This window comes from Armatimonadota bacterium, assembly GCA_017993055.1.
Classification (GTDB): domain Bacteria; phylum Armatimonadota; class UBA5829; order DTJY01; family DTJY01; genus JAGONM01.
On the sequence record JAGONM010000032.1, the window covers coordinates 13,973 to 37,160 of the forward strand.

The window sequence follows — 23,188 nt, forward strand, 5'->3', positions numbered from 1 at the left end:
TCGGGCTAGCGTCCGCTCATGATCCGTTCTGCTTCCGCGAGTTGCTCCGGAGTGTTCACTCCAAGAACCTCTTCCGGGTCGCACGACGCCGATGTCACGCGCTTACCCTGCGAGATCGCGATGTCCACCATCTCCGTCAGGCATTTTTCCCCGGCCTCGTTCTCGCTCATCAGTCCGATGTTCGTCCACAGCCAGCCGGAGTCGAACGCGTAACACCCGCCGTTGATCTCGCGGATAGCCCTCTCGGGTCTTCCCGCCATCTTCTCCTCCACGACACCCGTGATCCGTCCGTCCGTGCCCCGGACGATGCGTCCGTATCCCGTGGGATCGTCCAGAGTCGCGGAGGTCAGGCTGACGGCCGCGCGCCCCAGCAGGTGGGCGTCCATCAGCGCGCGCACGGTTTCGGCGCGGAATAGCGGACTGTCCCCACACATGACTAGGATGTGCCGCGACCGACCTTCCGCCGCTTCGCGCGCGCACATCACCGCGTGTCCGGAGCCGAGTTGCTGTTCCTGGAGTACATAGGCGTATCCTCTGCCGAGTGTCCGCTCGACCAGTTCGGCGCCCCTGCCGACGATGATGATCGGCTTTGCGATGCCGACCGCCTCGAGCGCGTCGAGGACGTGGCATACCATCGGACGCCCACAGAGAAGATGCAGCACCTTGGGCAGGTCCGACCCCATCCTCGTACCCTTCCCCGCCGCGAGGACTATCGCTTGGAAGGCAACTGTGCGTTTCGGCATTGCTCGGCCTCAGTACTGACGGCTGCAGCAGCAGTCGGTTTCATTATAGCCTCCCGTTCGCGAGCAGGACAAGTTCCAGGTGTCCTGTTTGGCAAACCCACAAGTCGGGTACTAGAGTGAAGGAAGCACGGCGCGGATTGTCGCGCCACACAGGATGTGAATGGAGGCAACATCTATGACGGTACAGAGGGTGATGTGTCTGGCGTTGGTGCTCGTGTTCGCGTGCACCGCGACGCTGACCAGTCCGGCATTCTCCGCCAACCTGCTCACGCAGGCTCTGAAGTTGTTTGGGATCGGTTACGTGGTCAGCCAGTTTGGGCCGCAGATTGACAAGTTCGTCACGAACCTGGCCGGCCAGCGCGGAGTCGAGTGGGAGGGCGCGACAAAAGTCGTTCCAATCGTGTCCGTCGGCCAGGGGGTATTCGTGGGTGCGGCGCAGGTAGTCGGTACCCCGGCCCAGGTGGACAAGGTCAAGGCCGTCGGCCAGTTGGAGGCTTCGATATCGAGCTTCCGCGGCAAGCTGCTCATCCCTATAGAAACGAGGAAGCCGACCAGCGACTTGTCTCGGGTCAGCGGGGTAGGCGTATCGGCTCTGCTCGATTTCGACATCTGAAAGCCGGAGGAGGTTTGATCATGATGAACAGCAATCACTCGAGTTTCTTGACGAGAACAGGATTCTTAGTCGCGCTGACAATCATAGCCGCCGGCACGGTCGGGGTGCTGCTGCACGGGATGACCGCCGGCGATGACAGGTTTATATCGCCGGCCTACGCGGTGACCGCCGCTCTCGCCCGCGAGGCTGCTATAGACGGCGCTCAGGTAGGCGAGGTACTGATGGGCGATAAGGTTCTGCTGCGGATCAGGACTGCCGCCGGGGGACTCTCAGCCGCGCAGCGCGGTCAGGTCGTGGCCGAACGGCTCAATGAACTGACTGGCGAAGCGACCAAGCCGGAGAGCATAACGACCGGCAAGGTGAACGGGCAGGATGTCGTGCTGGTGGACGGGCAGATGCTGGTGACGGCCGACCCTGCGCACGCCAGGATCAACGGCACCACCCCGGCCGTTCTGGCGCAGCGATGGGCTGAAAACCTCCGCACCGCCTTCATCCCCGACGAGAAGGCGGGAACGGCGGAGGTGACCGCCTCCGTACCGACCTCCGAGAAGGTAGTCCCGATCATCAGCGCGGGCAAGGGCATCCGGATCGGCGGCGCTCAGGTGACGGGCCCGAGGGATCGCGTGCATGAAGTGGTGGCCGTCGCTCAGCTCGAGGGAGACTACCAGGGCGCAGTGCGGGCTCGAGTCCTCGTGCCGGTATCGAGCGAGAACGTGGTCGAGAAGATCAACCGCGTGCCGCAGACCAGCGTAAACGCGCTGGTAGATATCAAGCTCTGACGAAACCTCCGCGGGCCCCACGGGTGGCACGTGTCCCATGGGGCCCGTTCACAGCCTATCGCCTTGGTCTCATCAGTTGCGCGAAGTAGTTCCATACCGGGGCTTTGGTGCCGTCCGGTCGGACGAGCCAGAAGCCCCGGCAGTCGGTGTTCGTCGGCCGACCCTCGTATTCCCTCGAGGGCTCGTTGCAGTACAGCTCCCAGTAGACGACCCACCGCGCCCCCCAGTCGAGCGCCGTCTCGGTGGCGCCCTTGATGATCTCCAACTGCTTCTCCGGACCGCCGACATTGTTTTCGGGAGCGCCGTATTCGCCGACGAAAACGTTGTCTGAGCCAAAAAGCCTGCTGTCCGGCATCTTGTCATTGAGGTAGTCGAGCGCCGCGCGGAACTTCCCCGGATCGCGCAAGGTATCCCAGGCGGAGTACGAAACCAGGTCGCAGTGGGTCTTCGGGAGCACGTCGTTCGCGACAGTGACTCCACCCTTCATCGCCAGGTCCATCAGGTTGACCTCAGCCGCGTGAGCGACCGTGACGCCGCGCATGCCGAACTCGCGCCGCGCCTGCTCGACCCCGTCCTGGCGCGCGTTGAGCCAGTCTATCATCCCCTGTACGGACTTCGGCTTCGGCTCGTTCTCGATCTTCACGTCCCTCAGCACCCAGTCGCCCTCCCAGTTCTGGAGGATGAACGTCTTGCCGGTGCCCTTGTAGGTTGTGAGCAGGTACTTGGTCAGCTCGTAGAACTCGCGTTTTTCGGCGGCGATCTCCTCGCGAGTCATCCCGCGCTTGTGGTATTGATCGCCTATCCCCGGTCTGAAAGCCTCCAGCATGTAGACCGTGAACGGCTTGTCGAACACTCTGCGGAAGTAGGGTGTCTGGGCGAGTTCGGTGAGGCTGCCGACCTCAGGCCAATCGGAGTTGAACGGGTAGCTGTTTGCAGACCGCTCGGTAAACCAGAGTTTGATCACCCGCGTGCCGAGTGCGAGCAGTTTGTCCGCGCCTTCGTTGACGAAGTCCTTCTCCGTGAAGTTATACTTCCCGCCGGTGTGAGTAGAACCGACGATGTCGCGCAGGTCGCGATCCCTTGCATCAGCGCCCATGGTCGTTCCCCCCGCCATCAGAATCATTGCCGCTAGACAGGCGAGTCTCATTTCTCTGCCTCTTCGCAAGTGGTGACGCCAGTATAGGAGCGGGCGGGATCGAGGTCAAGTCACTGATGAAGGACCAGTTCCGATGCAAGAAGGTCCGCGGCGATTGTATAGACTCCTCTGACGGAGACCAGGCTTCCGTCCGCGACCGCGCCCGACCATCGAATGGGCACACCCGCGACGCCGTCGAAGAGCGTGAAGCCGTCCGGGAGGAGCTCGGTCACGCGGCCCCATGTCTCGACGCGTAGCCCGAGAGCGGCCGGCAGCGATCTTATCGGCATGCCGAGCGGTTTCGGGAAGTGGCCCCCGGATGCGTGGACGACCGATGCGGAGGTCGTCAGTACCCGCTCGCCTGAGAGACTCGTGCCCAACACCCCGGTCACGCTTGCCATCAGGTCCCCGGGCGAACGCCCGACAAGCCCCTGGACCGTTATTGCCGCCGAGCGGTCGGGCGACTGGAGGTAGACTGTCCCGCCGTCAACACAGGTCACCGTCAGGCGGTTCAGCCTGACCTGCGTCCCGTCCGGAAGCAGCTTGGCGATCCCGACGCGGTCGAGATCGTACGGTGGGCCGAGCGGATACGCACCGATCCCGGCGCAAGGGGAGTCGTTTCTGAGCCGGAACTCGTCCGACCCTGGGAACAGGAAGAGAGGGTCTGCGGATATGTTACCGTATGCGGGCGAGGCCGGCCTTATCACTCCTCCGATGTCGCCTCCCTCGTTGCCGTACAGGTCACAGTGAGAATATGTCAGCGCGGAAGTGCTGCCGCCGCCGAAGAGGCCTCCGCCGACCGGAGCGGAGTTGAAGGCGACGATGCAGTAGTTCAGTATCATCGGCGAGCCGTAGTAGTCGTAGGCCCCTCCTCCGCTGACCTCCGCGCTGTTGAACGCAATGGTGCAGTTCTCGAAGTCCGGCCCGGCATGGTACGGCCCGAAAGCACCGCCTCCGCTGACGGTGGCATGGTTGCGGACGATGACGCATCTCCTCAGCACGGGATACGAGTGGTACTCGACGTATGTTCCGCCGCCGTTCGGCGCCCGGTTATCGGTGATGATGCAGTCGTTGATGTTGCCGTAAGAGTAAGGCGCCGTGTAGATGCCTCCGCCCCACTGGGTCGCCACGCAGCGTTCGATCCGGCAGTTGAGAATCTGTGTGGTGGTGTCGGTCCCGCACCGGATGCCCGCGCCCTTGTCTGCCCTGCCGTTTCTGATGGTGAACCCGTCTATGGTTGCGTAGACGCCGTAACCGACGTCAATCCCCCTCCCCGCGCTGCCGGGATCGATCACTGTGCGGAACGCGCCTGCCATCCGCTGGACAAGCGATGTCTCATGGCCGAGGAATCCGCCGTAGAGCCGCTTGTTGCTGGTGATTGCCACCGACTCGCGGTAGATGCCCTCAGCGACGAAGATGTCGCAACCTGCCGGAGTTGAGCCGACCGCCTGTCCGACGCTTCTGTATGCGGTCGCCCATGAAGAGCCGTTGTGCGTCGGGCCGGGCGCATCGGCGTCAACGTAGAAGATAGCCGGCTGAGCCGCTGTTGCGCCGACTAGGCACAGGACAGCAGATATGAGGAGCTTTCGAAGCATGCTTGCTTACCTATCTAGCGTTTGGTCTTACAGGACCATTATGCCCAAGTAAGCAAGCATTCTAACCATCCTCTGCGGTCTATTGCTGTCGGCCCTCGATGGCGGTGAGAAGGATCGCGGCGGCAGTTCCAACGCGCCGGTCGAGCTTGCTCGCGAAATCCGGCGTAAAGTCGAGAGTCATCTTCTGGACGAACGGGTTGAAATGCTGCTTGAACCTGAATACCTCCGCGCCGCCGACCTCGCCGACGAACGTCTGCGGGATCAAGTTGGTAGCGAATCTCCGCAGCACCGCCATCAGCATGCTGTCTTCCTTGATCGTGCCGATGTCATTGTCCTCGGCGTCCATGATCACCCACTCGTCCTTCAGCAGCGACTTCCAGCCCCTGCGTTTCAGGGTCCCGATCTTCTCGCCGGTCACAGAATCCGACACGTCGTAGGCGGCCGACCAGTCAAGGATGCTTCTCGCCTTGATGGCTAGGAGCTCACCGGACTTCGCTTCGTCTGGGTAGAGGGTGATGTCCTCCTTGAGCTTGAAAGCCTTGAGACTGGCGAAGACCGCCAGGTTTCCCATCGGGTCGTAGATCCTGAACGATCCTCCGAAGACCTTGAAGAACTGCTTTCGGAGCAGATACGTGGAGTGCTCGAACGGATTGGTGCTCAATATGATCCTCCTTGGTTGGCGCCTCTACTGCGGATTTTCGGCTTGACAAGAGCATTTCCTCTGTTCCGACGGCAACTCGGGCTGTCCGGCGCTGAAAAGCGTGGCCTCAGTGGGTATAATGCACAAGGAGGTCATACCGATTGATCGAGTTCCTGACTGGTCTCAATCCGGTCGTTCAGGCGCTGCTGGCGACGATCTTCACCTGGGGCGTGACCGCGCTGGGTGCGGCCGGGGTGTTCTTCGCCAAAGAGGTCAACCACAGGCTCATGGACGTCATGCTCGGATTTGCGGCGGGCGTGATGATCGCCGCGAGCTACTGGTCGCTCCTCGCCCCATCCATCAGCCTGTCGGAGCAGTTGGGCTTCGTGGTGTGGCTTCCTCCCGCGATCGGTTTCCTCTCGGGCGGCCTTGTCCTTGCGGCGGTGGACAGGATACTTCCCCACATCCACCCTGAGGACCCGAACGAGCCCGCCGAGGGCTTGAAGTCGCAATGGCGGCGTAGCCTGCTCCTGATTCTCGCGGTCACGATTCACAACTTCCCTGAAGGTATGGCGGTCGGCGTGGCATTCGGTGCGGCAGCCGCGGGTCTCGAGGGCGCGACGATCGGAGGCGCGGTTGCACTGGCGATAGGCATCGGTCTGCAGAACTTCCCCGAGGGGATGATCATCTCGATGCCGCTGCGCCGAGAGGGGCTCTCGCGGTTCAAGAGCTTCTGGTACGGCCAACTATCGGCAGTGGTCGAGCCGATCGCCGGCGTCATCGGCGCGGCAGCCGTCCTGCACGCGATGTGGATGCTTCCGTTCGCGCTGGCCTTTGCTGCAGGTGCGATGATTTTTGTGGTCGTCGAGGAGATCATCCCTGAGGCGCAGTCGGGCCATAACGCGGACATCGCGTCCGTCGGTACGATGATCGGCTTTGCCCTGATGATGGTGCTCGACGTGGCGCTCGGCTGATCGTCACCCATCACCCTCGGGAATCCCCGCTCTCGGTCCTCTTGCGACCGCGCAGGTTGACAGCGCCGAGTCTTTACCTTAGTATCATCTCCGGAGACGTTTGTTCTCCGGATGTTTCTTCCTGCTGAGCCTTGCATAACCATGTGACGGTGCTGTCATTCTGAGCAGAGTGAAGAATCTCCGGCAACGAGGACAGATTCTACGCTCCGTACGGAATGAGGAGTTTCACACCTTCATGCAAAGCTCGGCAGAAGTAGTAGGCGGCTGCCAGACCGCCGATGGAGGGACTGCCAATGACCGGCCATCTACATTATATTGACTGGGTGCTTCTCGTCGCATCCGTCGGTTTCGCCCTCGGAATCGGGCTCTATCACTCGAGGAAATCCCAGACTTCGGTGAAGGAGTACTTCGCATCCGGGCGGGACACTCCCTGGTGGATACTCGGCACATCCATCGTCGCCACCACCTTCGCCGCCGACACGCCTCTCGCAGTAAGCGGACTGGTTGCCAAGCAGGGTATCGCGGGCAACTGGTACTGGTGGAACGGTGCGCTGATGGGAATGGCTGCTGTGTTCTTCTTCTCGCGGTTCTGGCGTCGGGCGAATATCCTCACCGATACCGAACTGGTGGAACTCCGATACAGCGGAAAGCCGGCCGCCGTGCTCCGTGGCTTCCGCGCGCTCTACTTCGGAATACCATACAACTGCCTCATAATGGGTTGGGTAAACCTGGCGATGGCGAAGATCATCGTCGTGACACTCGGCCTGCCGGATACCCTGGAGACAAAGCTGTGGTCGGTGGGGTTCTGCTTCGTGCTGACCTTCGTCTACACCGCGCTCGTCGGGCTGACGGGCGTCATGCTTACGGACTTCTTCCAGTTCATCCTCGCCATGTCCATTTCCATCTTCGTCGCCATAGCGGCGCTCGTCAACGCGGGAGGCATGGGAGCAGTTCTCAGCAAGGCTGTCGAGATCTACGGTCCGGACAAGGTCGCATCCATGACCGCGATAATACCTACGGCTTCCACACTGGAAGGCGCCATGATGCCTCTGAGCTTCTTCCTGGTCTACATCGGACTGCAGTGGTGGACCAGCGGGAACACCGACGGCGGAGGATATGCCGCCCAGCGAATGATTGCGGCGAAGAACGAGAAACATGCGATGCTCGGCTACCTGTGGTACAACATCGCGCACTTCTGTATACGACCCTGGCCGTGGATCGTGGTCGGTCTAGTGGCCGCCGTGCAGTTCCCCTACCTGCCGAACGCGGCGGGAGTGCTTCCCGACCCCGAGCAGGGCTATATCAAGGTGATGGTGGACGTCCTTCCGGTCGGGTTGCTTGGACTCGGACTCGCGTCGTTCCTGGCTGCTTATATGTCCACGGTTGACACGCAGATGAACTGGGGCGCTTCATATTTGATCAACGATTTCTACAAGAGGTTCATCAAGAGAGAGGCCACGGAGCGGCATTATGTGCGCGCCTCGATGGTGGCTACATTGATCATAGCTTTGTGCGGCGCCGGAATGACCATGGCCTTGAGTTCGATTGTCGGCGCATGGGCGCTGCTCACCCAGGTCGTCGCCGGCGTAGGACTGGTCTATATCCTGCGCTGGTACTGGTGGCGCGTGAATGCCTGGTCGGAACTCACAGCTATGATAGCTTCGCTGTTGACGGCATCGGCACTGCAGATTCTCGCAAGCCCGTGGTTTGCAGCGAAGTACCTCACGGCGGCAGAACTGGCATCGATGCCGCACTGGCTCGGCGGCACGCTCACAACGCTCAGCGGACTGAAGTTCCCGCTGACCTTGCTCGTTGTCGTTCCGGTCTCGCTGATCTCCTGGCTCACGGTGACTGCGCTCACCAAGCCCGTCGATGAGAAGAAGCTGATCGAGTTTTACAGGCAGGTGCGTCCCAGCGGGCCGGGATGGAAGCACATCCGTGCCAAGGTTGGTGAAGAGGCCCCTGTAGGCGCGATGCGCCGCAACCTTGTCAGTTACCTCGTGGGGATCGTCTCGATATACTGCGCGCTCTACGGCATCGGAAAGACCATACTCGGCTCCTGGCAGGTAGGAGTCCCGCTCCTGCTCGTGACTGTTGCGGGCGGCTGGTTCATTTCCCGAAGGCTCAGCGATGACAAATGGGATGCAGAGGTTTTCAAAGAGTCCCCGGCCCCGACCTATGCCCCGGGAAGCGATGGGACCTGAGAACCTGAAGATGATCTCCGCGGCCGCCGGTTGACGCGATACTGATGCTTACGCCGGCGGCTGTCGGTAGCCATGTCGCTCCGACATGCGGCAGGAGTCCGTCTTGCGAAACACGGACGACAGTGTTCCGATTCATTTGTGGGGTGTTCCAGTAGATGGTAGCGGAGGAAGTATCAGTGAGTGTGTTGTTGATTATTGCGATGATGATTGGCTCTGCGGCACAGAGCTACTCGTTCGCTCAGACGGATAATACGATCGCCGGGAAGCCTCCGTTTCGACGGCTGTTCCTCGATGCGATGGTCACCGAGGCGTCGCAGGGGCTGAAACGTGTCTTTTACTCTGCGCAGAAGTACCCGGGAAACCCTGTCGTCCCGAAAGACAAGGCATGGGAAGGCTGGGGCCCGTACGTCTACGGCACGGTGATGTGGGATGAGGACAGGCTGAAGATGTGGTATCAGTGCATCGGCGGCGATTCCGGCGGATACGTCTGCTATGCCGAATCCACCGACGGCATCAGCTGGATGAAGCCCAACCTCGGCATCTTCGAATACGCCGGATCGAAGGCCAACAACATCGTGGAGATGAACGAGAGCTTCCACATCCCGAGCGTTTTCAAGTCGGCGGACGATACGTGGGTGATGTACGGCTTCGGCCGCAAGGTCGGCGCTCACATGGCGACATCGAAGAATGGGCTGCTCTGGCAGACCCGCGCGCCGGACGAGAAGCTGTTCGGCTCGTCGGACGTAGTCAACTTCTTCTACGATCCATACCAGGAGCGCTTCGTCTCGACTTTCAAGACCGCCGACCGCAGGCATCGGGCGGCCGGAATCGCGCTCTCGAAGGATGGAATGAGTTGGAGCAAGCCGATAGAGGGAGCGGTATTCGGCGCTGATGATCTCGACCCGGACGCGACGCAGATCTACGGGATGCCGGTCTTTCCCTACCAGGGGACGTACATCGGCCTGCCCTGGATCTACCACGCGCGATGGATGAAGTACGGCGTCTACGACAACGCCAACAAGATGCACGAGGCTCAGGAGGGCAGTCCGCGTACCGTGGATGTCCAGATGGCCTGGAGTTGGAACCTGATCAGTTGGACGCGCACACCCGAGCGCAAGCCTTTCATCCCTCTGGGACCGGAAGGCAGCTTCGACTCGGGGATGATCTACACGGCGCGCGCTCCGGTGGTCGTCGGCGACAAGCTCTACTTCTACTACGGCGGGTTCGACAGGATACACGATTACTACAAGGACGTCAAAGGCGCGATCGGCCTCGCGACTCTGCGGCTCGACGGCTTCTGCTCCATGAGGGCGGGAGTCAGAGAGGGCTGGCTGATCAGCCGCCGCGAAGTGTTTCGAACCCCCCGGATCACCGTCAACGCACGGACCGCCTCGAGCGGCTACGTCGTCGCCGAACTGCTCGACCGGAACGACAACGTCGTCCCAGGTTTCGGGCGGGATGGCTGCATCCCCTTCAAGGGCGACTCGGTCCGCGGCACTATCGAGTGGAAGACGAAGCAGTTCGCAGGCGAGTGGATCGGCGCGGATAAGAAGGTCCGATTCTTCCTCAAGAACGCGGATCTGTACTCCTATCTGCCGGCGGATGTTGACACGGCCAAGGATGACGGCAAGATCTGGCTGGCGAGGTAGCCTGGAGGACGGTATGACCAAACCGTTAAGCAGAAGAGGCTTCATGAAGGGCACGCTCGCCGGGGTTGCGTCTGTGGGTCTCTCCGGCGCATTTGCTCTTGGCTCGCCCGTGGTAGAGCAGGGAGGTAGAAAGATGATTCCGGTTCCCGACGCTCGCTTGGCGAATGGGGAGGTGTCTCGCAGGCTCTTGTTCTTCGAAGAACCGATCAGAGCATACGGCGTTACGCACGTCTACGCGCCGGTGGAGAAGCTCGAGTGCAGGGTAGATGACGGCGGACCGGATTGGGGTTGTATAGACTTCGGCGACCCGTTCAAGCGGGAGGACGGCACATATACATGCTATGGAACGGTACGCCCATCCGACCAGCGGTCCATGGGCATCGCGCTCTGGGAGTCCAGGGACGCCCTGAACTGGACGCCCGTGCGACTCGGGCAGGTCGCTCTTGACGGAAAGGACACGAACCTCGTCCGGTTCGACAACCTGCCTGGCGACCAGAGTTCGATCGGCCTGCCGAACATCGTCCCGATGCGGGACGGCCGACTCCGGATGTACTTCTGGAAGCACAGGGAAGGGCACTTGCGGTACCTCGTCGCCGAGAGCGACGACGGTCTCCGGTGGCGCGTCCTGGATGTCGATAAGCCGGCGCTGTTCCATCCCGCTGACGGCGGTCTCTGGGAGCTTGCAGAAGGACTGGCCCCCGAGAAGGCAGTCAAAGTCGTCCTGCCGAAGGAAGAGGTCCTGCGGCGCAAGCGGCTCTGGAGCAACGACTCGACGCATATCCACTACAATGCCGAGCTCGACCGCTATGAGTGCTATTCCGTGTGGCTGCACCCGGCGATCCCCGACCGGCGAGTCGATGTCGACAACGCGCCGGGGGTCCACCGCCTGATCCACCGTCGGCTGAGCGAGGACGGACTGAACTGGAGCGACGCCGAACTCATCATCATGCCGGACGAGCGCGACCCGTGGGACCTGCAGTTCTACTTCCTGAGCGTCCTGCGGCTGGAGGACTGGATGATCGGCCGACTGGGGTACTACCGCGTGGCGGACGGCATGCAGACGATGGACACCGACCTGTGCTTCTCCCGCGACGGTCGGAAGTGGCAGCGTCCGGTGCGCGGCGGATGGATTTCCCGCTCGGATGACGGCTTCGACAAGATGGGCATCTACGCGGCCGCGTCGTGGATCGATCTGGGCGACCGATGGCTCACCCTCTACAGCGGGACTCCCGTTCCCCACAACGTGACGAAGGCGTATCGGTCGGCGCCGATGGCGGTCTCCTTCGCGAAGAACCGTTTCGTCGGGATGGCGGCCGGCCCGACTCCCGGCGGGTTCATGACCGAGCCGTTCTTCCCGTCCGGGGAGACGATCCGACTTGACGCCGACATCCGGGGTTCGCTGAGGGCCGAGTTGTGCGATGCGTTCGGGCGCAGGCTCCCCGGCTTCCACCTCATGGACTCGCTCCCGGTGCAGGGAGACAGCGAGGCCCACGTGCTCCGCTGGAATAAGGCATCGACAGCCGACCATCGGTTCGAGTGCCTGCGTCTCCGGTTCGAGTACACCGACGGCGCGGTCTACGGGGTGGATTTCTCATAGGCGCCCGCTTCCACCTACCGGCAGGTGCGAGCGCACGCTCGCACCTGATCCTCTTGTCAACCCTCACCCTCCCGGTCCCGGCGACCCATGATTCTACAAATAATTCATATTGACTTTTATTTCATTTGTGGTAAAATCAAACCAGACCTGAATGAAACTGAAAGGATCGTCCCCATGGCGGTGAGTGACCGAGAGCGAAGGTGGGTTGACTGCATCAGCGACGAGGACCTGATGTTCCTCAAGCGCTTCGTGCTGGTCTCCGGCTCTCTCAAGGAGCTCGCCGCGTCTTACGGGATCTCCTACCCGACGGTACGCCTCCGTCTCGACAGGTTGATCGAGAAGATCAGGGTCTGGGACAGCACGGAGATAACCGACGGCTTCGAGAGGCTCCTGAGAAGCATATACGCCGAGGGACGCATTGACATGGGCACGCTCAAGCAGTTGCTTGCGGCCCACAAGGAGGGTGTGGAGGAGTAGAATGAATAGAGTGATCATCGTAGTCGGCATGGTCTTGGCGGCATCGCCCGCTTGGGCTTCCGGGGGGTCCAGTCTGGAAGGTGTAACGGGACAGTGGTGGAGCCCGATGTGGGCCGCAAAATGGGCCGGCCTCATAGGCGGCGGATTCGGTACGCTCTGCGGCATACTCGGCGCGCTGATGGGCTGGCTCGCGCCCAAGGGGAAGGCCCGAGGGTTCGTCATGGGCACGATGCTGGCGTTCGTGGCGGCATCGGCCGTTGCTCTACTGGCAGGCGTCGTCGCGCTCTTTTCGAAGCAGCCCTTCTGGGTCTCCTATCCCCTGCTGCTGGTCGGGTTCATCGGCACCGTCGTCATGGGAGGACTCATTCCCGTGGTCAGGGCGAGGTACCTCGATGTCGAGATGCGCATGATGGACGCTCAGGATGCCGGCGCCGGTTGCGGCCAGGCGTGAAACCGAATGGGCATGTTCTTCCGGCGTTTAGCGTTCGACTGTGAGCAACCGGACGTCCTTGATATGTGACACGCGGATGAGCGGGTAGTATCCCGAGGTCGTTGAGAAGAGCGAGGCGGAGCCGCTGATTTTCACGTACTCACCGACTCTCCTCTCTCCGATCGCGCCGACCACCCGGACCCCGTACGACCCCATTCCGCTGTCTCGACGGGCGCCGTCGTCAACCGTCATCCAGGAGAGGTCATGGGCCACCTCCGTGACCAGTCCCGAAATGCTCACGTCGAGGCCGATGTTGTTCGGGCCGCTGCTCCCAACGCATCCGATCTGCTGTCCGCTCGGCGCCCCTCCTCCCACGGCGAGTGTCGTCATCCCAAGGGGCCGCAGGCCGGTGGAAGCCGTCTGGCTGATGATCTGCGTCAGGTTGATGACTCGCTCGTGGTCGGGGCTGGTTACGCCGATGGTGCCCAGAAGGCTCACGTCTCTGTTCCGGAGCGCGCCCGTCCCCAATACCGCGATACCCGACGACCGGTCGGCCCTCTCGATGTTGAAGCGGTCCGAGTGTACGCGCGTCACGATCAGATCCGAGATAAGGATCTCGGTTCCGGTGGGCAGGGACTTCGCGCCCGCGAGGTCTGCTTTGTACGCGTTCATACACCAGATGGCATTGTCAACGTTGAAGCTGAACACCGCAGCCGGATCGTTGTCGGAGCACAACTCGACCTGCGTAAAGGGATCTCCGCTAATCATGCCGAGGAAATACACGTCGTTACCGTGATCGAGCGAACTGATCGGCTCCGTGTCGCTGAGCACCTCGGCCCCCAGGTCGTTGCGCATCCGCCAGAACGGTATCGGCGGGTCCCCGGTTGGACTCGGATTGCCTACCAGATAAAGGCCGAATGCGTACACAGGACGGGCGAAGGTAAAGGTTATCTTGTCGCTGTTGCCCGCGAGGAACTGGTTGTCCGCCGCCGCGCCGAGTGCGTTTGGAGCGCTGTATGGAGTGAAGACATTCGCGGCGATTGGTTGGAGGTGTTGAGAGCCTGCTCCGTCTGACGCAAGGCCTTCAGCGTTGATCATCGTGATCCCGCGCTCTGTGGCGTCCGCCCCTGCCGTCAGGTCGTCGAAGCTGATCGTGTACCGGACGTTGAACTCACCGGTGTCGTGCTGGAACGCGGTGGGGTCCGTGTATCCCGCCCCTCCGTGCGCGATGCCGAGCAGGCAAGTGAGCATCATCAAGGATAGTATCGCTGTTCTGCGTTCCATGGAATGCCTCCTCGGATCAGTTCACCAGGTACACGTAGCTGTGGCTCAGGATGTTGATGCTGAAGCCGAGATTGTTCCCGACCATTACCTGGCAGGTGTCACCGTAGACTTCGCACATGAATGCGTTGATCGTACCGCCAGGCCAAGGTACGACCTTGACAGACACGAAGTTACCGGTTGGAGTTCGGAACGAAACATAGGCCGTGAGGCCTGCTCCTGAGCCGCTCGGCCACAGCACGACTCTCATCTCTCTGTAGCCGGCTGTGCTGAACGACGGCGCGGCCACAGAGGAGTTGTTCGGCACGGGCGTATCGGTCGCCCAGAGCTGAATGGTGTTGTGCTTCGTCGGAGTATCCACCGCGTTCGTCGTCGCATCTATCTTAACTGTTGGCGAGTTCGACACGCTGACGCTCGGAGCGTTGGCGATGTTCACGCTCGGGGTGTTCGAGACGCTCACGCTGGGCGTCCCGGTGATACCGACGTTCCACGCGCCACTTTGAGCGACGGAGGGCGTACCGGTCAGTCCGACGCTCCACGTCCCACTCTGCGCCGCCTTGACGGTATTGGTGGTCGAGTCTATCTTGACGGTGTTGGTCGTGCCGTCGATCTTGACGGTCGGGCTGTTGGCGACGTTGAAGTTCGGCGTGCCGAGGATGTTCATGTACCAGGGGTCCAACTGGACTGCCTGAACGACGTTGTTGCCGGTCTCGATGCCCACCAGCGGCTTGTTGGTGACCTCGACCGGCGTCGTTCGGGACACCGCCCATACCGGCAGGCATGCCACAATCAGGCAAGCTGTGATCAGTAGAGTATATGCTAGTCTTTGCATTTCCATCTCCTTCTGCAGAAAGTCCGAGGCGTCCCTGTCACACAGGTCAGTTCACCATGTAGACGCAGCTCTGATAGTAGATCACGACGCTCGATCCGGTACTGTTGTAGATATCAATCTTGCAGGTATCGCCGTAGACCGGGCACGTAATCGGCACGACGAGGGGCGACCAAGCGACCTGTTTCACTGTCAGGAATGTGCCCGACGGTGTGCTGAACATGATGTACGCCGTGAGATTCACTGAACTGGTGTTCGCATACAACATGAATCTCAACTCGTCGTAGCCGGCGCAGTTGATCGCTGGTGACACTATGTTGGAACTGGTCGGAACCGTCTGATTCGTGGCCCATATCTGAACCGAGTTGTGCTTCGTGGGGGTATCCACCGCGTTCGTCGTCGCATCTATCTTAACTGTTGGCGAGTTCGACACGCTGACGCTCGGAGCGTTGGCGATGTTCACGCTCGGGGTGTTCGAGACGCTCACGCTGGGCGTCCCGGTGATACCGACGTTCCACGTCCCACTCTGGGCCACCGATGGCGTGCCAGTTAGGCCGACGCTCCACGTGCCGCTCTGCGCCGCCTTGACTGTATTTGTGGTGCCGTCGATTCTCACCGTGTTGGTCGTGCCGTCGATCTTCACGGTCGGGCTGTTGGCGACGTTGAAGTTCGGCGTGCCGAGGATGTTCATGTACCAGGGGTCCAACTGGACTGCCTGAACGACGTTGTTGCCGGACTCAATGCCCACCAACGGCTTGTTGGTGACCTCGACCGGCGTCGTCCGGGACACTGCCCACAGCGGTGTTGCCCCGATCGCCGATAGAACAACAAGGCAACCGATAAGATACATATGAGGTTTGATGTTACGCATGTTTGTCTCCTGTCGTGTGACGCATCCTCCGTGGCATCAGTCGGTTAGATACACATAGCTGGTACCGTAGATTGTGGCTGTCAGGGTGCTGCCGTTCCGGATGCGTATCTGATACAGATCTGAAATCACGTCGCATGAAAAGCTGAGGACGTGCGCTTCCATGGCAAAGCTTCCGCCCTGCGCAAAACCCGACGCCGCGGAAAGCCATCTGGCCTTGCCTATCTCCGCAACAACTCCATCTCCCATTCTGGCGAGAAGTGAAGCGGTGATCTGGTCGCTGGCGGGAGTGCATACCATGATGAAATGCGCTCGGCGGAATCCGCTGGTATAGATCAGCGGAGAGCTTAGCATGGCTCCCGGGGCAACGTCTGTGCCGTTTGTCCAGAGCTGAATCACCTGAGCTACGGCGGGTACCTTGACGGTGTTGGCGGCGTTCGATATACCCACATTCCACGTGCCGCTCTGGGCCACGGATGGAGTGCCGGTCAACCCGACGTTCCACGTGCCGGACTGGCTCACGGCGTGCGTGTTGACGTTCACGGTTGGCATGCTCGAGACTCCGACGTTCCAGGTCCCGCTCTGGGCCGCCTTGACCGTGTTGGTCGTGCCGTCGATCTTCACGGTCGGGCTGTTGGCGATGTTGAAGTTGGGAGTGCCGAGGATGTTCATGTACCACGGCTCTACCTGGACCGCCTTGACCGTGCTGTTGTTGGGGTCAATGCCCACCATCGGCGTGTTAACGACCTCGACCGGCGTCGTTCGGCCCACGGCGAGGAGCGGCCGGGCGGAGATGATGAGCAGGACTGCGGCCACGGTGATGGCAGACACAAGGCGTATTGTCTTCAGCATGTTCGTCTCCCAGGGTGTTGCGTAAGGCGCACTGATTCTTACAAGCTCAACCGTGCAAGAAACGGGCCAATCATGCTAAGTGCCGGCAGAACTGGTACTATCACCAGGTTGCGCATCCGGCGGTCTTACAGGAAACTCCCCGCGCCGCGTCCAACCGTATCCGTGGATATCTCACACGAAGGAGAAGCGCCATGGGCAACCTCAGAGCAGGAATCGCGCGAACCGTCATCACCCCACCGGAGGGCATAGACCTCTGCGGCTATGCAGGCCGAATCCCCGGGAACGTCGGCGTCCACGACGACCTCCAGGCGAAGGCGATCGTACTCGACGACGGCAAGACGAAGGCCGCGATCGTCACCCTCGATCTCGTCGGCCTCAACGACCAGCAGGTCGCATGGATACGGCAGGAAGCGTCGGGCAGGACCGGCATCCCGGAGGCGAACATCCTCGTCGGCGCGTCTCACACTCACGCAGGACCGGCTTCCCAGACGATCCGGGCGTGCGGAAATGCGGTCGAAGGCTACGTCGGCAGCCTCCTGCGCTGGATCGTCGAGGTCATCGCCGCCGCGTCGGAGAACCTCCGGCCGGTGAAATTCGGGTTTGGCTCGGGGCAGTCCACTATGGCGATCAACCGCCGCCAGACGCGCAGCGGATCTGGCATAGACCTCGGCGAGAACCCCGACGGCGCCGTAGACAACGAGGTCGGCGTCTGGCACTTTACCGACGAGAGCGGCAAGCCGTTCGCCACCCTGTTCAACTACGCCTGCCATGCGGTCGTCATGGGCGGAGACAACCGGCTCGTCTCAGCGGATTGGCCCGGCGTCTCTCAGCGCATGATCGAGGAACAGGTCGGCGGGCAGGCGATGTTCCTTCAGGGCTGCTGCGGCAACATCAACCCGCGCTACCGCGGCACCTTCGAGGAAGTCGAGAGGGCAGGGGGCGAGGTCGCTGAGGCGGCCATCGGCGCGATTCCGGGGATCAAGCTGGTGGGCGACGCCGAGATCAGCATCGCGTCCGAGACCGTCCAACTCCCGCTCGAGCCGCCGATGAGCCGGGACGAGGCCGAGCAGACGATCCGCGACGCCAATGAGAAGCTGTCGAAGGATATCCCGCTGGGGGAGAAGCATATCCAGCAGGCGTATCACGATTGGGCCGAGACGGTCCTCGCCATGGATGGCAGGGGCCGGGAGAGCGTCCCGTTCGAGATCCAGCGAATGTCGATCGATGATGCACATCTGGTCGGACTCCCGGGCGAGGTCTTCGTGGACTACGCCCTAGCCCTCAAGAAGATGCGTCCGCATGTGACTGTTTCAGGCTATACGAACGGCAACGTCGGTTACGTCCCGGCGAAGTACGCCTTCGCGGAGGGCGGCTACGAAGTAGACCTCGCCTACAAGCTCTACGCCGAGCAGATGTTCAAGCCCGAGGTCGAGGATGTGATCCTCGAAGCCTCCGCCCGGCTGCTCAGGATATGATATAATGCGCTCACTGTCATGAAGTTCGCCATCTGCAACGAGACGTTCCAGGGCTGGAAGATCGAGGACGTCTTCCATGCTGCGAAGGAGATCGGCTACGACGGAGTAGAGATCGCTCCGTTCACGCTCGCCGATTCGGTCGAGGAGATCACTCCTGCCCGCCGCCGGGAGATCGTGCAGTCGGCCGCCGACAGCGGGATCGAAGTCGTCGGCCTCCACTGGCTCCTTGTGAAGCCCGAGGGGCTGTACATCAACCCCCCCGACGCCGATGTCCGCCGGCGCACGAGGGACTACCTCGACGCGCTGATCCGGTTCTGCGGCGACCTCGGCGGCAGGGTGCTCATCTTCGGTTCGCCGAAGCAGCGGAGCGTCCACCCCGACCTGACGTACGATCAGGCGTGGGGATACGCATGCGAGACCTTCGCCCACTGCGCGGACACGGCGGCGGAAGTCGGCGCATACCTGTGCATCGAGGCGCTCGCCCGGCGCGAGACCGACTTCGTGAACACGGTGACCGACGCCCTGCGCATGGTTCGCGAGGTCGGAAAACCGCACTTCCGGACTATGATAGACACCAAGGCGATCAGCGACGACGGCCGCCCGCTCCCGGAGATCATCGAGGAGGCGGACGGAATGGCGATGCACGTCCACGTGAACGACGCGAGCGGCCGAGGACCCGGCGCCGGCGGTACGGATTTCGTCGAGATCGCGAGAGCGCTGAAGAAGATCGCGTACGATGGGTATTGTTCGGTCGAGGTCTTCGACTACGAGCCCGATCCCGTGACGATCGCCAGGGACAGCTTGGCGTACCTGAGAACGGTATTCGGCCCATAGGTCCCATCCGTCCCATATGTCCCATCTGGAGGCCAAGATGCCCATAAGATACTTCAATACCATGACCCGCGAGAAGGACGAGTTCCGGCCGATCGAGGACGGCAAGGTGCGTCTCTACACCTGCGGGCCGACGGTCTACGACTACGCCCACATCGGCAACTGGCGGACCTACCTCTTCGAGGACCTCCTGCGCCGTCACCTCGAGTATCGCGGCTTCGAGGTCGTGCACGTAATGAACCTCACCGACGTGGACGACAAGACGATCCGCGGCGCGAACACTCAGCATATCAGTCTCAACGAGTACACGGCCCCGTTCATCGAGGGCTTCTTCGAGGACCGTGACACGTTGAACGTCCTGCCCGCGCATGTCTACCCCCGCGCCACGGAGCACGTCCCGGAGATGATCGCGATCATCAAGGCGCTGCTCGACAAGGGTTTGGCATATAAGGCCGACGACGGCTCGGTGTACTTCGATATCTCGAAGTTTCCCGGCTACGGCAAGCTATCGCACTTCCGCATGGACGAACTGAAGTCCGGCGCGCGCGTCGCTTCAGACGAGTACGAGAAGGCGCAGGTCTCCGACTTCGCCCTGTGGAAGGCTTGGGATGAGGCCGACGGGAGCGTCTTCTGGGAGACCGACCTCGGGAAGGGACGCCCCGGTTGGCACATCGAGTGCTCGGCGATGAGCAGCAAGTACCTCGGCCAGCCGTTTGACATCCACACCGGCGGCGTGGACAACATCTTCCCGCATCACGAGAACGAGATCGCCCAGTCCGAGGCGTCCTGCGGCTGCGGGTTCGTCAACTACTGGCTCCACTCAGAGCACCTGCAGGTGGACGGCCGCAAGATGAGCAAGTCGCTCGGCAACTTCCACACCCTGCGCGACGTGATCGCCCGGCAGTACGATCCCCTGGCCTTCAGGTACCTCGGCATCTCGGCCCACTACCGGTCCAAGCTGAACTTCACCTGGCAGACGATGGATGCCGCCCAGACGACTGTCGAGAACCTCTACGACTTCATGGGCCGCCTCGACAGGGAACAGTCCGGCGGGATGGAGGACGCAGTCGAGCGGGCAAAGAACGAGTTCGGTGAGGCCCTGGACGACGACCTGAACAGCCCGGTCGCCCTCGCGGCAGTATTCACTCTGATCAAGGAAGTGAACTCCCGCGGCGGCGGGGGCAGAGAGGTCTACGATGCGATGGTCTCGTTCGACCGCGTTCTGGGGCTCGATCTCGTCGAGCGCGCGGCCCCGGCCGAGGCCGAGATCCCGCCGGAGATCGAGTCGCTGGTGGCCGGGCGCGAGGTCGCGCGGCAGATGCGCGACTGGGCCACGTCCGACCACATAAGGGACGAACTTGCGGCCAAGGGATACATCGTCGAGGACACGCCCGACGGTCCGCGGGTCAAGCGGAAGTGAGGAGGTCAACAATGCGTGTACTGGCAGTCGGGGCGCATCCCGACGACATCGAGATCCTGTGTGCGGGCACGCTCGCAAAGTACGCGAGTCAGGGCCATGAGATCGTCATGTGCCACGCCTGCACCGGCGACAAGGGCCATTTCCATATACCGAACGAGGAGTTGGCCGCACTCCGGCGCAAGGAAGCCCAGCTCTCCGCGAGCCGGATCGGCGCAGAGAGCCTCTGCGTCGGCATCCCCGACTGCGAGATCTTCAACGACCGACCGACGCTCGCACTGTTCATAGATATGATACGGACCGCGCGCCCGGACGTGATCATCACCCACTCGCCGACGGACTACATGCCGGATCACGTCGTCGTCGGCCAGTTGGTGTACGACGCATCATTCCACGCGACGCTCCCGAACTGGAATACTTCCCAGCCGCCGCACGATAAGGTTCCGCCGATCTACCACATGGACAACGTCGCCGGCGTGGACTTCCAGCCCGGCGAGTACGTGGATGTGACCGAGTTCATCGAGATGAAGAAGGCGATGATGGAGTGCCACCAGAGCCAGGTCGTCTGGCTCAAGGAGCACGATAACCTTGACATAACCGATTTCATCGCGACCTGTGCGAAGTATCGAGGGCAGCAGTGCGGAGTGCCGTTCGCCGAGGCGTTCCGGGTCTGCGACCGCTGGCCCCGCCTCCGCACGGAGAGGTTGCTGCCATAGCCCTAGGACACATGGGTCGTGTAGGTCCTATGGGTCCCATTTATCTGAGGAGGATACACAATGTCTGCATCCAAGCTCGCGATCAACGGGGGGACGCCCGTTCGAAACACACCGTTTGCGCCTTGGCCCCATTTCTGGGACGAGGACAAGAAGGCCGTCATGGAGGTCCTGGACAGCGGCAAGGTCAACTACTGGACCGGATTCCGCGGGATGAAGTTCCAGGAGATGTACGCCGAGTTCTGCCGCGTGAAGCATGCCGTCATGGTGAACTCGGGCACGAGCGCCCTGCACGTCGCCCTCGCGGCGCTGGAGATCGGCCCCGGTGACGAGGTCATCGTACCCAGCTACACCTTCATTGCCACCGCAGCCGCCGTTCTTCACCAGAACGCTATCCCCGTCTTCGCCGACGTCGAGGAGAAGACGTGGAATATCGCCCCGAAATCCGTCGAGTCGCTCATTACCGAGCGCACCAAGGCGATCATCGCCGTCCACCTGCACGGCCATCCCGCGGACATGGACCCGATCAAGTCCATCGCGGCGAAGCACGGCATCAAGGTTATGGAGGATGCCGCGCAGGCTCACGGCGGGGAGTACAAGGGCAAGATGGTCGGAGGGCTCGCCGACATCGCCGCGTTCAGCCTCTGCCAGGACAAGATCATGACCACCGGCGGTGAGGGCGGCGCGGTCACCACCGACGACGAGTACATGGCCGAGATCGCCCGCAGCTTCAAGGACCACGGCTACTACGAAGAGGAGCGCAGAGACCTCCTGCAGATGGAGGCGCTCTATCCCTACATCCACCACCGCATGGGCTTCAACTACCGCATGACCGAGATGCAGAACGTCATCGGCATCGAGTGCGTGAAGCGCCTCGCGGCCTGGGTCGAGAAGCGCCGTGCGAACGCGCACTACCTCTCCGCCAAGCTCGCGCAGATCCCGCAGGTCGAGCCGCCGTACGAGTCGCCGGACGTGAAGCACGCATTCTACAAGTATGCGTTCAAGGTGAAGCCCGAGACGCTGACCTGCACGCGCGACGAGTTCATCCAGGCGCTCAGGGCCGAAGGCATCCCGTCGGCCGCCGGCGTCCCGCCCGAGAACTACAAGGAGGAAGTCTTCCTCAAGATGGTCGGCTACGGCAAGACCACCTGCCCGTTCGAATGCCCGTGGTACAAGGGGAAGGTGGACTACAACAAGGTCCACTGCCCGACCGCGGTCAAGATCGGCGCGCAGACCGTCTGGCTGCTCGTCCACCCGACCCTCGGCGAGTCCGACATGTCCGACGCGGCCGAGGCCGTCGCCAAGATCGCATCAGCCTACGCGAAGTAGACAACACGGTTACCGCTGATGCTTTGGGAGCAGTTCCTGTCACCGCCAAGACACCGCCTCTGGATAGGCTAGGCGATGCTCAGAAGGGAACAGAGGCTAGGTAATGACGAGCGACGAGTTGGCAATCTACTGCATAGATATTGGATCGGTCGCCGCGGGCAATTTTGCCTGGGCAAGGGGATTGCAGGGGAACCTGGTCAGTTCGCAGAACCCGGCAGAGCTAGTGACCTCGCTGGCAGGGGATCTTAACAGAGGACTTCGGGTCACTTTGGGTCTCGAATGTCCACTGTTTGTTGCCGTTCGCGAGAAAGCATCGGACTTGACGAAGTGCAGGGACTGCGAGGTTTTTGCAGACAAGGGGGGCAAACGGAGAGTCGCCCCATGGAGTGCAGGTCCTGGATGTGGCTCCATGGGAACAGGAATCGTGCAGTCTGTCTGGGTGCTGAAGGAAGTCAGAAGATTGCTGCACGAAACAGTGCCTGTGTTTCTCGACTGGGGTAAGTTCGAGGAGTCACCATCGGGTTTGTTCCTCTGGGAGGCATTCATCAATGGTGTCGCCAAGGCTACCACCCATGAGGGCGACGCATTGATAGGCGTCAAGGAATTCTCGTCCAACCTGCCCAACATTATTGGAGCAAATGTTTGCCACGAAAAATATGTCCACTCGCTTATCGGAGCAGCGCTGCTCAGGACGGGTTGGAGTCAGGATCTGTCGCTACTCAGTGCGCCCTGTATCGTGATCAGAGCGTGATAAGGC

At 61.6% G+C, this 23,188-nt stretch carries 22 protein-coding genes; 14 read left to right on the plus strand and 8 right to left on the minus strand.

What is annotated here, in order from left to right:
• Positions 1–5 precede the first annotated feature (5 nt).
• Positions 6–743 (minus strand): NTP transferase domain-containing protein, encoded by a 738-nt coding sequence (locus KBC96_11850; protein MBP6965089.1) that lies wholly within the window; start codon positions 741–743, stop codon positions 6–8.
• Positions 744–936: 193 nt separating this feature from the next.
• On the opposite strand from KBC96_11850, the gene KBC96_11855 reads away from it, so the two are divergent.
• Positions 937–1,356, plus strand: a complete 420-nt coding sequence (locus KBC96_11855) for a hypothetical protein (protein MBP6965090.1) — start codon at positions 937–939, stop codon at positions 1,354–1,356.
• Positions 1,357–1,376: 20 nt separating this feature from the next.
• Positions 1,377–2,135: a hypothetical protein gene (locus KBC96_11860; protein MBP6965091.1), complete on the plus strand. Its 759-nt coding sequence runs from the start codon at positions 1,377–1,379 to the stop codon at positions 2,133–2,135.
• A gap of 55 nt (positions 2,136–2,190) precedes the next feature.
• On the opposite strand, the gene KBC96_11865 is transcribed toward KBC96_11860, so the two are convergent.
• The 3 genes from KBC96_11865 to KBC96_11875 all read right to left on the minus strand — a co-directional run bounded on the left by KBC96_11865 (position 2,191) and on the right by KBC96_11875 (position 5,526).
• Positions 2,191–3,282, minus strand: a complete 1,092-nt coding sequence (locus tag KBC96_11865) for a hypothetical protein (GenBank protein ID MBP6965092.1) — start codon at positions 3,280–3,282, stop codon at positions 2,191–2,193.
• A gap of 59 nt (positions 3,283–3,341) precedes the next feature.
• Positions 3,342–4,865, minus strand: a complete 1,524-nt coding sequence (locus KBC96_11870; protein ID MBP6965093.1) for a right-handed parallel beta-helix repeat-containing protein — start codon at positions 4,863–4,865, stop codon at positions 3,342–3,344.
• 79 nt (positions 4,866–4,944) lie between these two features.
• Positions 4,945–5,526 (minus strand): hypothetical protein, encoded by a 582-nt coding sequence (locus KBC96_11875; protein ID MBP6965094.1) that lies wholly within the window; start codon positions 5,524–5,526, stop codon positions 4,945–4,947.
• A gap of 140 nt (positions 5,527–5,666) precedes the next feature.
• Here KBC96_11875 and KBC96_11880 point away from each other — a divergent pair, with 140 nt between their 5' ends.
• The 6 genes from KBC96_11880 to KBC96_11905 all read left to right on the plus strand — a co-directional run bounded on the left by KBC96_11880 (position 5,667) and on the right by KBC96_11905 (position 12,857).
• Positions 5,667–6,479 carry a ZIP family metal transporter gene (locus KBC96_11880; protein ID MBP6965095.1) on the plus strand — a complete coding sequence of 271 codons (813 nt, stop codon included), beginning with the start codon at positions 5,667–5,669 and terminating at the stop codon, positions 6,477–6,479.
• A 293-nt stretch (positions 6,480–6,772) separates the two neighbouring features.
• Positions 6,773–8,683, plus strand: a complete 1,911-nt coding sequence (locus KBC96_11885) for a Na+:solute symporter (GenBank protein ID MBP6965096.1) — start codon at positions 6,773–6,775, stop codon at positions 8,681–8,683.
• A gap of 176 nt (positions 8,684–8,859) precedes the next feature.
• Positions 8,860–10,332: a hypothetical protein gene (locus KBC96_11890; protein ID MBP6965097.1), complete on the plus strand. Its 1,473-nt coding sequence runs from the start codon at positions 8,860–8,862 to the stop codon at positions 10,330–10,332.
• Positions 10,333–10,345: 13 nt separating this feature from the next.
• The gene (locus KBC96_11895) at positions 10,346–11,929 is read left to right on the plus strand and encodes a twin-arginine translocation signal domain-containing protein (protein MBP6965098.1); all 1,584 of its coding nucleotides are present in this window, start codon (positions 10,346–10,348) and stop codon (positions 11,927–11,929) included.
• 174 nt (positions 11,930–12,103) lie between these two features.
• Entirely contained in the window at positions 12,104–12,406 is a 303-nt protein-coding gene (locus tag KBC96_11900) for a DUF2089 family protein (GenBank protein MBP6965099.1), read from the plus strand.
• A gap of 1 nt (position 12,407) precedes the next feature.
• On the plus strand, positions 12,408–12,857 hold the full coding sequence (locus KBC96_11905; GenBank protein ID MBP6965100.1) for a hypothetical protein: 450 nt from the start codon (positions 12,408–12,410) through the stop codon (positions 12,855–12,857).
• A gap of 27 nt (positions 12,858–12,884) precedes the next feature.
• On the opposite strand, the gene KBC96_11910 is transcribed toward KBC96_11905, so the two are convergent.
• The 4 genes from KBC96_11910 to KBC96_11925 are packed head-to-tail and all read right to left on the minus strand — an operon-like array spanning position 12,885 to position 16,666.
• Positions 12,885–14,120: a hypothetical protein gene (locus KBC96_11910; protein ID MBP6965101.1), complete on the minus strand. Its 1,236-nt coding sequence runs from the start codon at positions 14,118–14,120 to the stop codon at positions 12,885–12,887.
• A 16-nt stretch (positions 14,121–14,136) separates the two neighbouring features.
• Complete coding sequence (locus KBC96_11915; GenBank protein ID MBP6965102.1) at positions 14,137–14,949, minus strand: hypothetical protein; 813 nt, start codon at positions 14,947–14,949, stop codon at positions 14,137–14,139.
• Positions 14,950–14,995: 46 nt separating this feature from the next.
• Positions 14,996–15,817, minus strand: coding sequence for a hypothetical protein (locus KBC96_11920; GenBank protein MBP6965103.1), 822 nt, complete (start codon positions 15,815–15,817; stop codon positions 14,996–14,998).
• Positions 15,818–15,853: 36 nt separating this feature from the next.
• Complete coding sequence (locus KBC96_11925; GenBank protein MBP6965104.1) at positions 15,854–16,666, minus strand: hypothetical protein; 813 nt, start codon at positions 16,664–16,666, stop codon at positions 15,854–15,856.
• Positions 16,667–16,857: 191 nt separating this feature from the next.
• Between KBC96_11925 and KBC96_11930 the strand changes: the two genes are divergently transcribed.
• The 6 genes from KBC96_11930 (at position 16,858) to KBC96_11955 (ending at position 23,182) form a co-directional block, all read left to right on the plus strand.
• Entirely contained in the window at positions 16,858–18,141 is a 1,284-nt protein-coding gene (locus KBC96_11930; GenBank protein MBP6965105.1) for a neutral/alkaline non-lysosomal ceramidase N-terminal domain-containing protein, read from the plus strand.
• An 18-nt stretch (positions 18,142–18,159) separates the two neighbouring features.
• Positions 18,160–18,975: a sugar phosphate isomerase/epimerase gene (locus KBC96_11935; GenBank protein MBP6965106.1), complete on the plus strand. Its 816-nt coding sequence runs from the start codon at positions 18,160–18,162 to the stop codon at positions 18,973–18,975.
• 37 nt (positions 18,976–19,012) lie between these two features.
• Positions 19,013–20,392: a cysteine--tRNA ligase gene (gene cysS, locus KBC96_11940; protein MBP6965107.1), complete on the plus strand. Its 1,380-nt coding sequence runs from the start codon at positions 19,013–19,015 to the stop codon at positions 20,390–20,392.
• An 11-nt stretch (positions 20,393–20,403) separates the two neighbouring features.
• Positions 20,404–21,105, plus strand: a complete 702-nt coding sequence (locus KBC96_11945) for a PIG-L family deacetylase (GenBank protein MBP6965108.1) — start codon at positions 20,404–20,406, stop codon at positions 21,103–21,105.
• Between the two features lie 60 nt (positions 21,106–21,165).
• On the plus strand, positions 21,166–22,431 hold the full coding sequence (locus KBC96_11950; protein ID MBP6965109.1) for a DegT/DnrJ/EryC1/StrS family aminotransferase: 1,266 nt from the start codon (positions 21,166–21,168) through the stop codon (positions 22,429–22,431).
• 103 nt (positions 22,432–22,534) lie between these two features.
• Positions 22,535–23,182 carry a hypothetical protein gene (locus tag KBC96_11955; protein MBP6965110.1) on the plus strand — a complete coding sequence of 216 codons (648 nt, stop codon included), beginning with the start codon at positions 22,535–22,537 and terminating at the stop codon, positions 23,180–23,182.
• The last annotated feature ends 6 nt before the right edge of the window (positions 23,183–23,188 follow it).

What these genes read in the sequence shown, in the direction of transcription:
- KBC96_11900 (MBP6965099.1), top strand. Translation starts at nt 12,104, where the DNA reads ATGGCGGTGAGTGACCGAGAGCGAAGGTGGGTTGACTGCATCAGCGAC.
- KBC96_11925 (MBP6965104.1), bottom strand. Translation starts at nt 16,666, where the DNA reads ATGCTGAAGACAATACGCCTTGTGTCTGCCATCACCGTGGCCGCAGTC.
- cysS (MBP6965107.1), top strand. Translation starts at nt 19,013, where the DNA reads ATGCCCATAAGATACTTCAATACCATGACCCGCGAGAAGGACGAGTTC.
- KBC96_11910 (MBP6965101.1), bottom strand. Translation starts at nt 14,120, where the DNA reads ATGGAACGCAGAACAGCGATACTATCCTTGATGATGCTCACTTGCCTG.
- KBC96_11915 (MBP6965102.1), bottom strand. Translation starts at nt 14,949, where the DNA reads ATGCAAAGACTAGCATATACTCTACTGATCACAGCTTGCCTGATTGTG.
- KBC96_11930 (MBP6965105.1), top strand. Translation starts at nt 16,858, where the DNA reads ATGGGCAACCTCAGAGCAGGAATCGCGCGAACCGTCATCACCCCACCG.
- KBC96_11865 (MBP6965092.1), bottom strand. Translation starts at nt 3,282, where the DNA reads ATGAGACTCGCCTGTCTAGCGGCAATGATTCTGATGGCGGGGGGAACG.
- KBC96_11850 (MBP6965089.1), bottom strand. Translation starts at nt 743, where the DNA reads ATGCCGAAACGCACAGTTGCCTTCCAAGCGATAGTCCTCGCGGCGGGG.
- KBC96_11945 (MBP6965108.1), top strand. Translation starts at nt 20,404, where the DNA reads ATGCGTGTACTGGCAGTCGGGGCGCATCCCGACGACATCGAGATCCTG.
- KBC96_11955 (MBP6965110.1), top strand. Translation starts at nt 22,535, where the DNA reads ATGACGAGCGACGAGTTGGCAATCTACTGCATAGATATTGGATCGGTC.
- KBC96_11870 (MBP6965093.1), bottom strand. Translation starts at nt 4,865, where the DNA reads ATGCTTCGAAAGCTCCTCATATCTGCTGTCCTGTGCCTAGTCGGCGCA.
- KBC96_11895 (MBP6965098.1), top strand. Translation starts at nt 10,346, where the DNA reads ATGACCAAACCGTTAAGCAGAAGAGGCTTCATGAAGGGCACGCTCGCC.
- KBC96_11885 (MBP6965096.1), top strand. Translation starts at nt 6,773, where the DNA reads ATGACCGGCCATCTACATTATATTGACTGGGTGCTTCTCGTCGCATCC.
- KBC96_11855 (MBP6965090.1), top strand. Translation starts at nt 937, where the DNA reads ATGTGTCTGGCGTTGGTGCTCGTGTTCGCGTGCACCGCGACGCTGACC.
- KBC96_11860 (MBP6965091.1), top strand. Translation starts at nt 1,377, where the DNA reads ATGATGAACAGCAATCACTCGAGTTTCTTGACGAGAACAGGATTCTTA.
- KBC96_11935 (MBP6965106.1), top strand. Translation starts at nt 18,160, where the DNA reads ATGAAGTTCGCCATCTGCAACGAGACGTTCCAGGGCTGGAAGATCGAG.
- KBC96_11920 (MBP6965103.1), bottom strand. Translation starts at nt 15,817, where the DNA reads ATGCGTAACATCAAACCTCATATGTATCTTATCGGTTGCCTTGTTGTT.
- KBC96_11950 (MBP6965109.1), top strand. Translation starts at nt 21,166, where the DNA reads ATGTCTGCATCCAAGCTCGCGATCAACGGGGGGACGCCCGTTCGAAAC.
- KBC96_11905 (MBP6965100.1), top strand. Translation starts at nt 12,408, where the DNA reads ATGAATAGAGTGATCATCGTAGTCGGCATGGTCTTGGCGGCATCGCCC.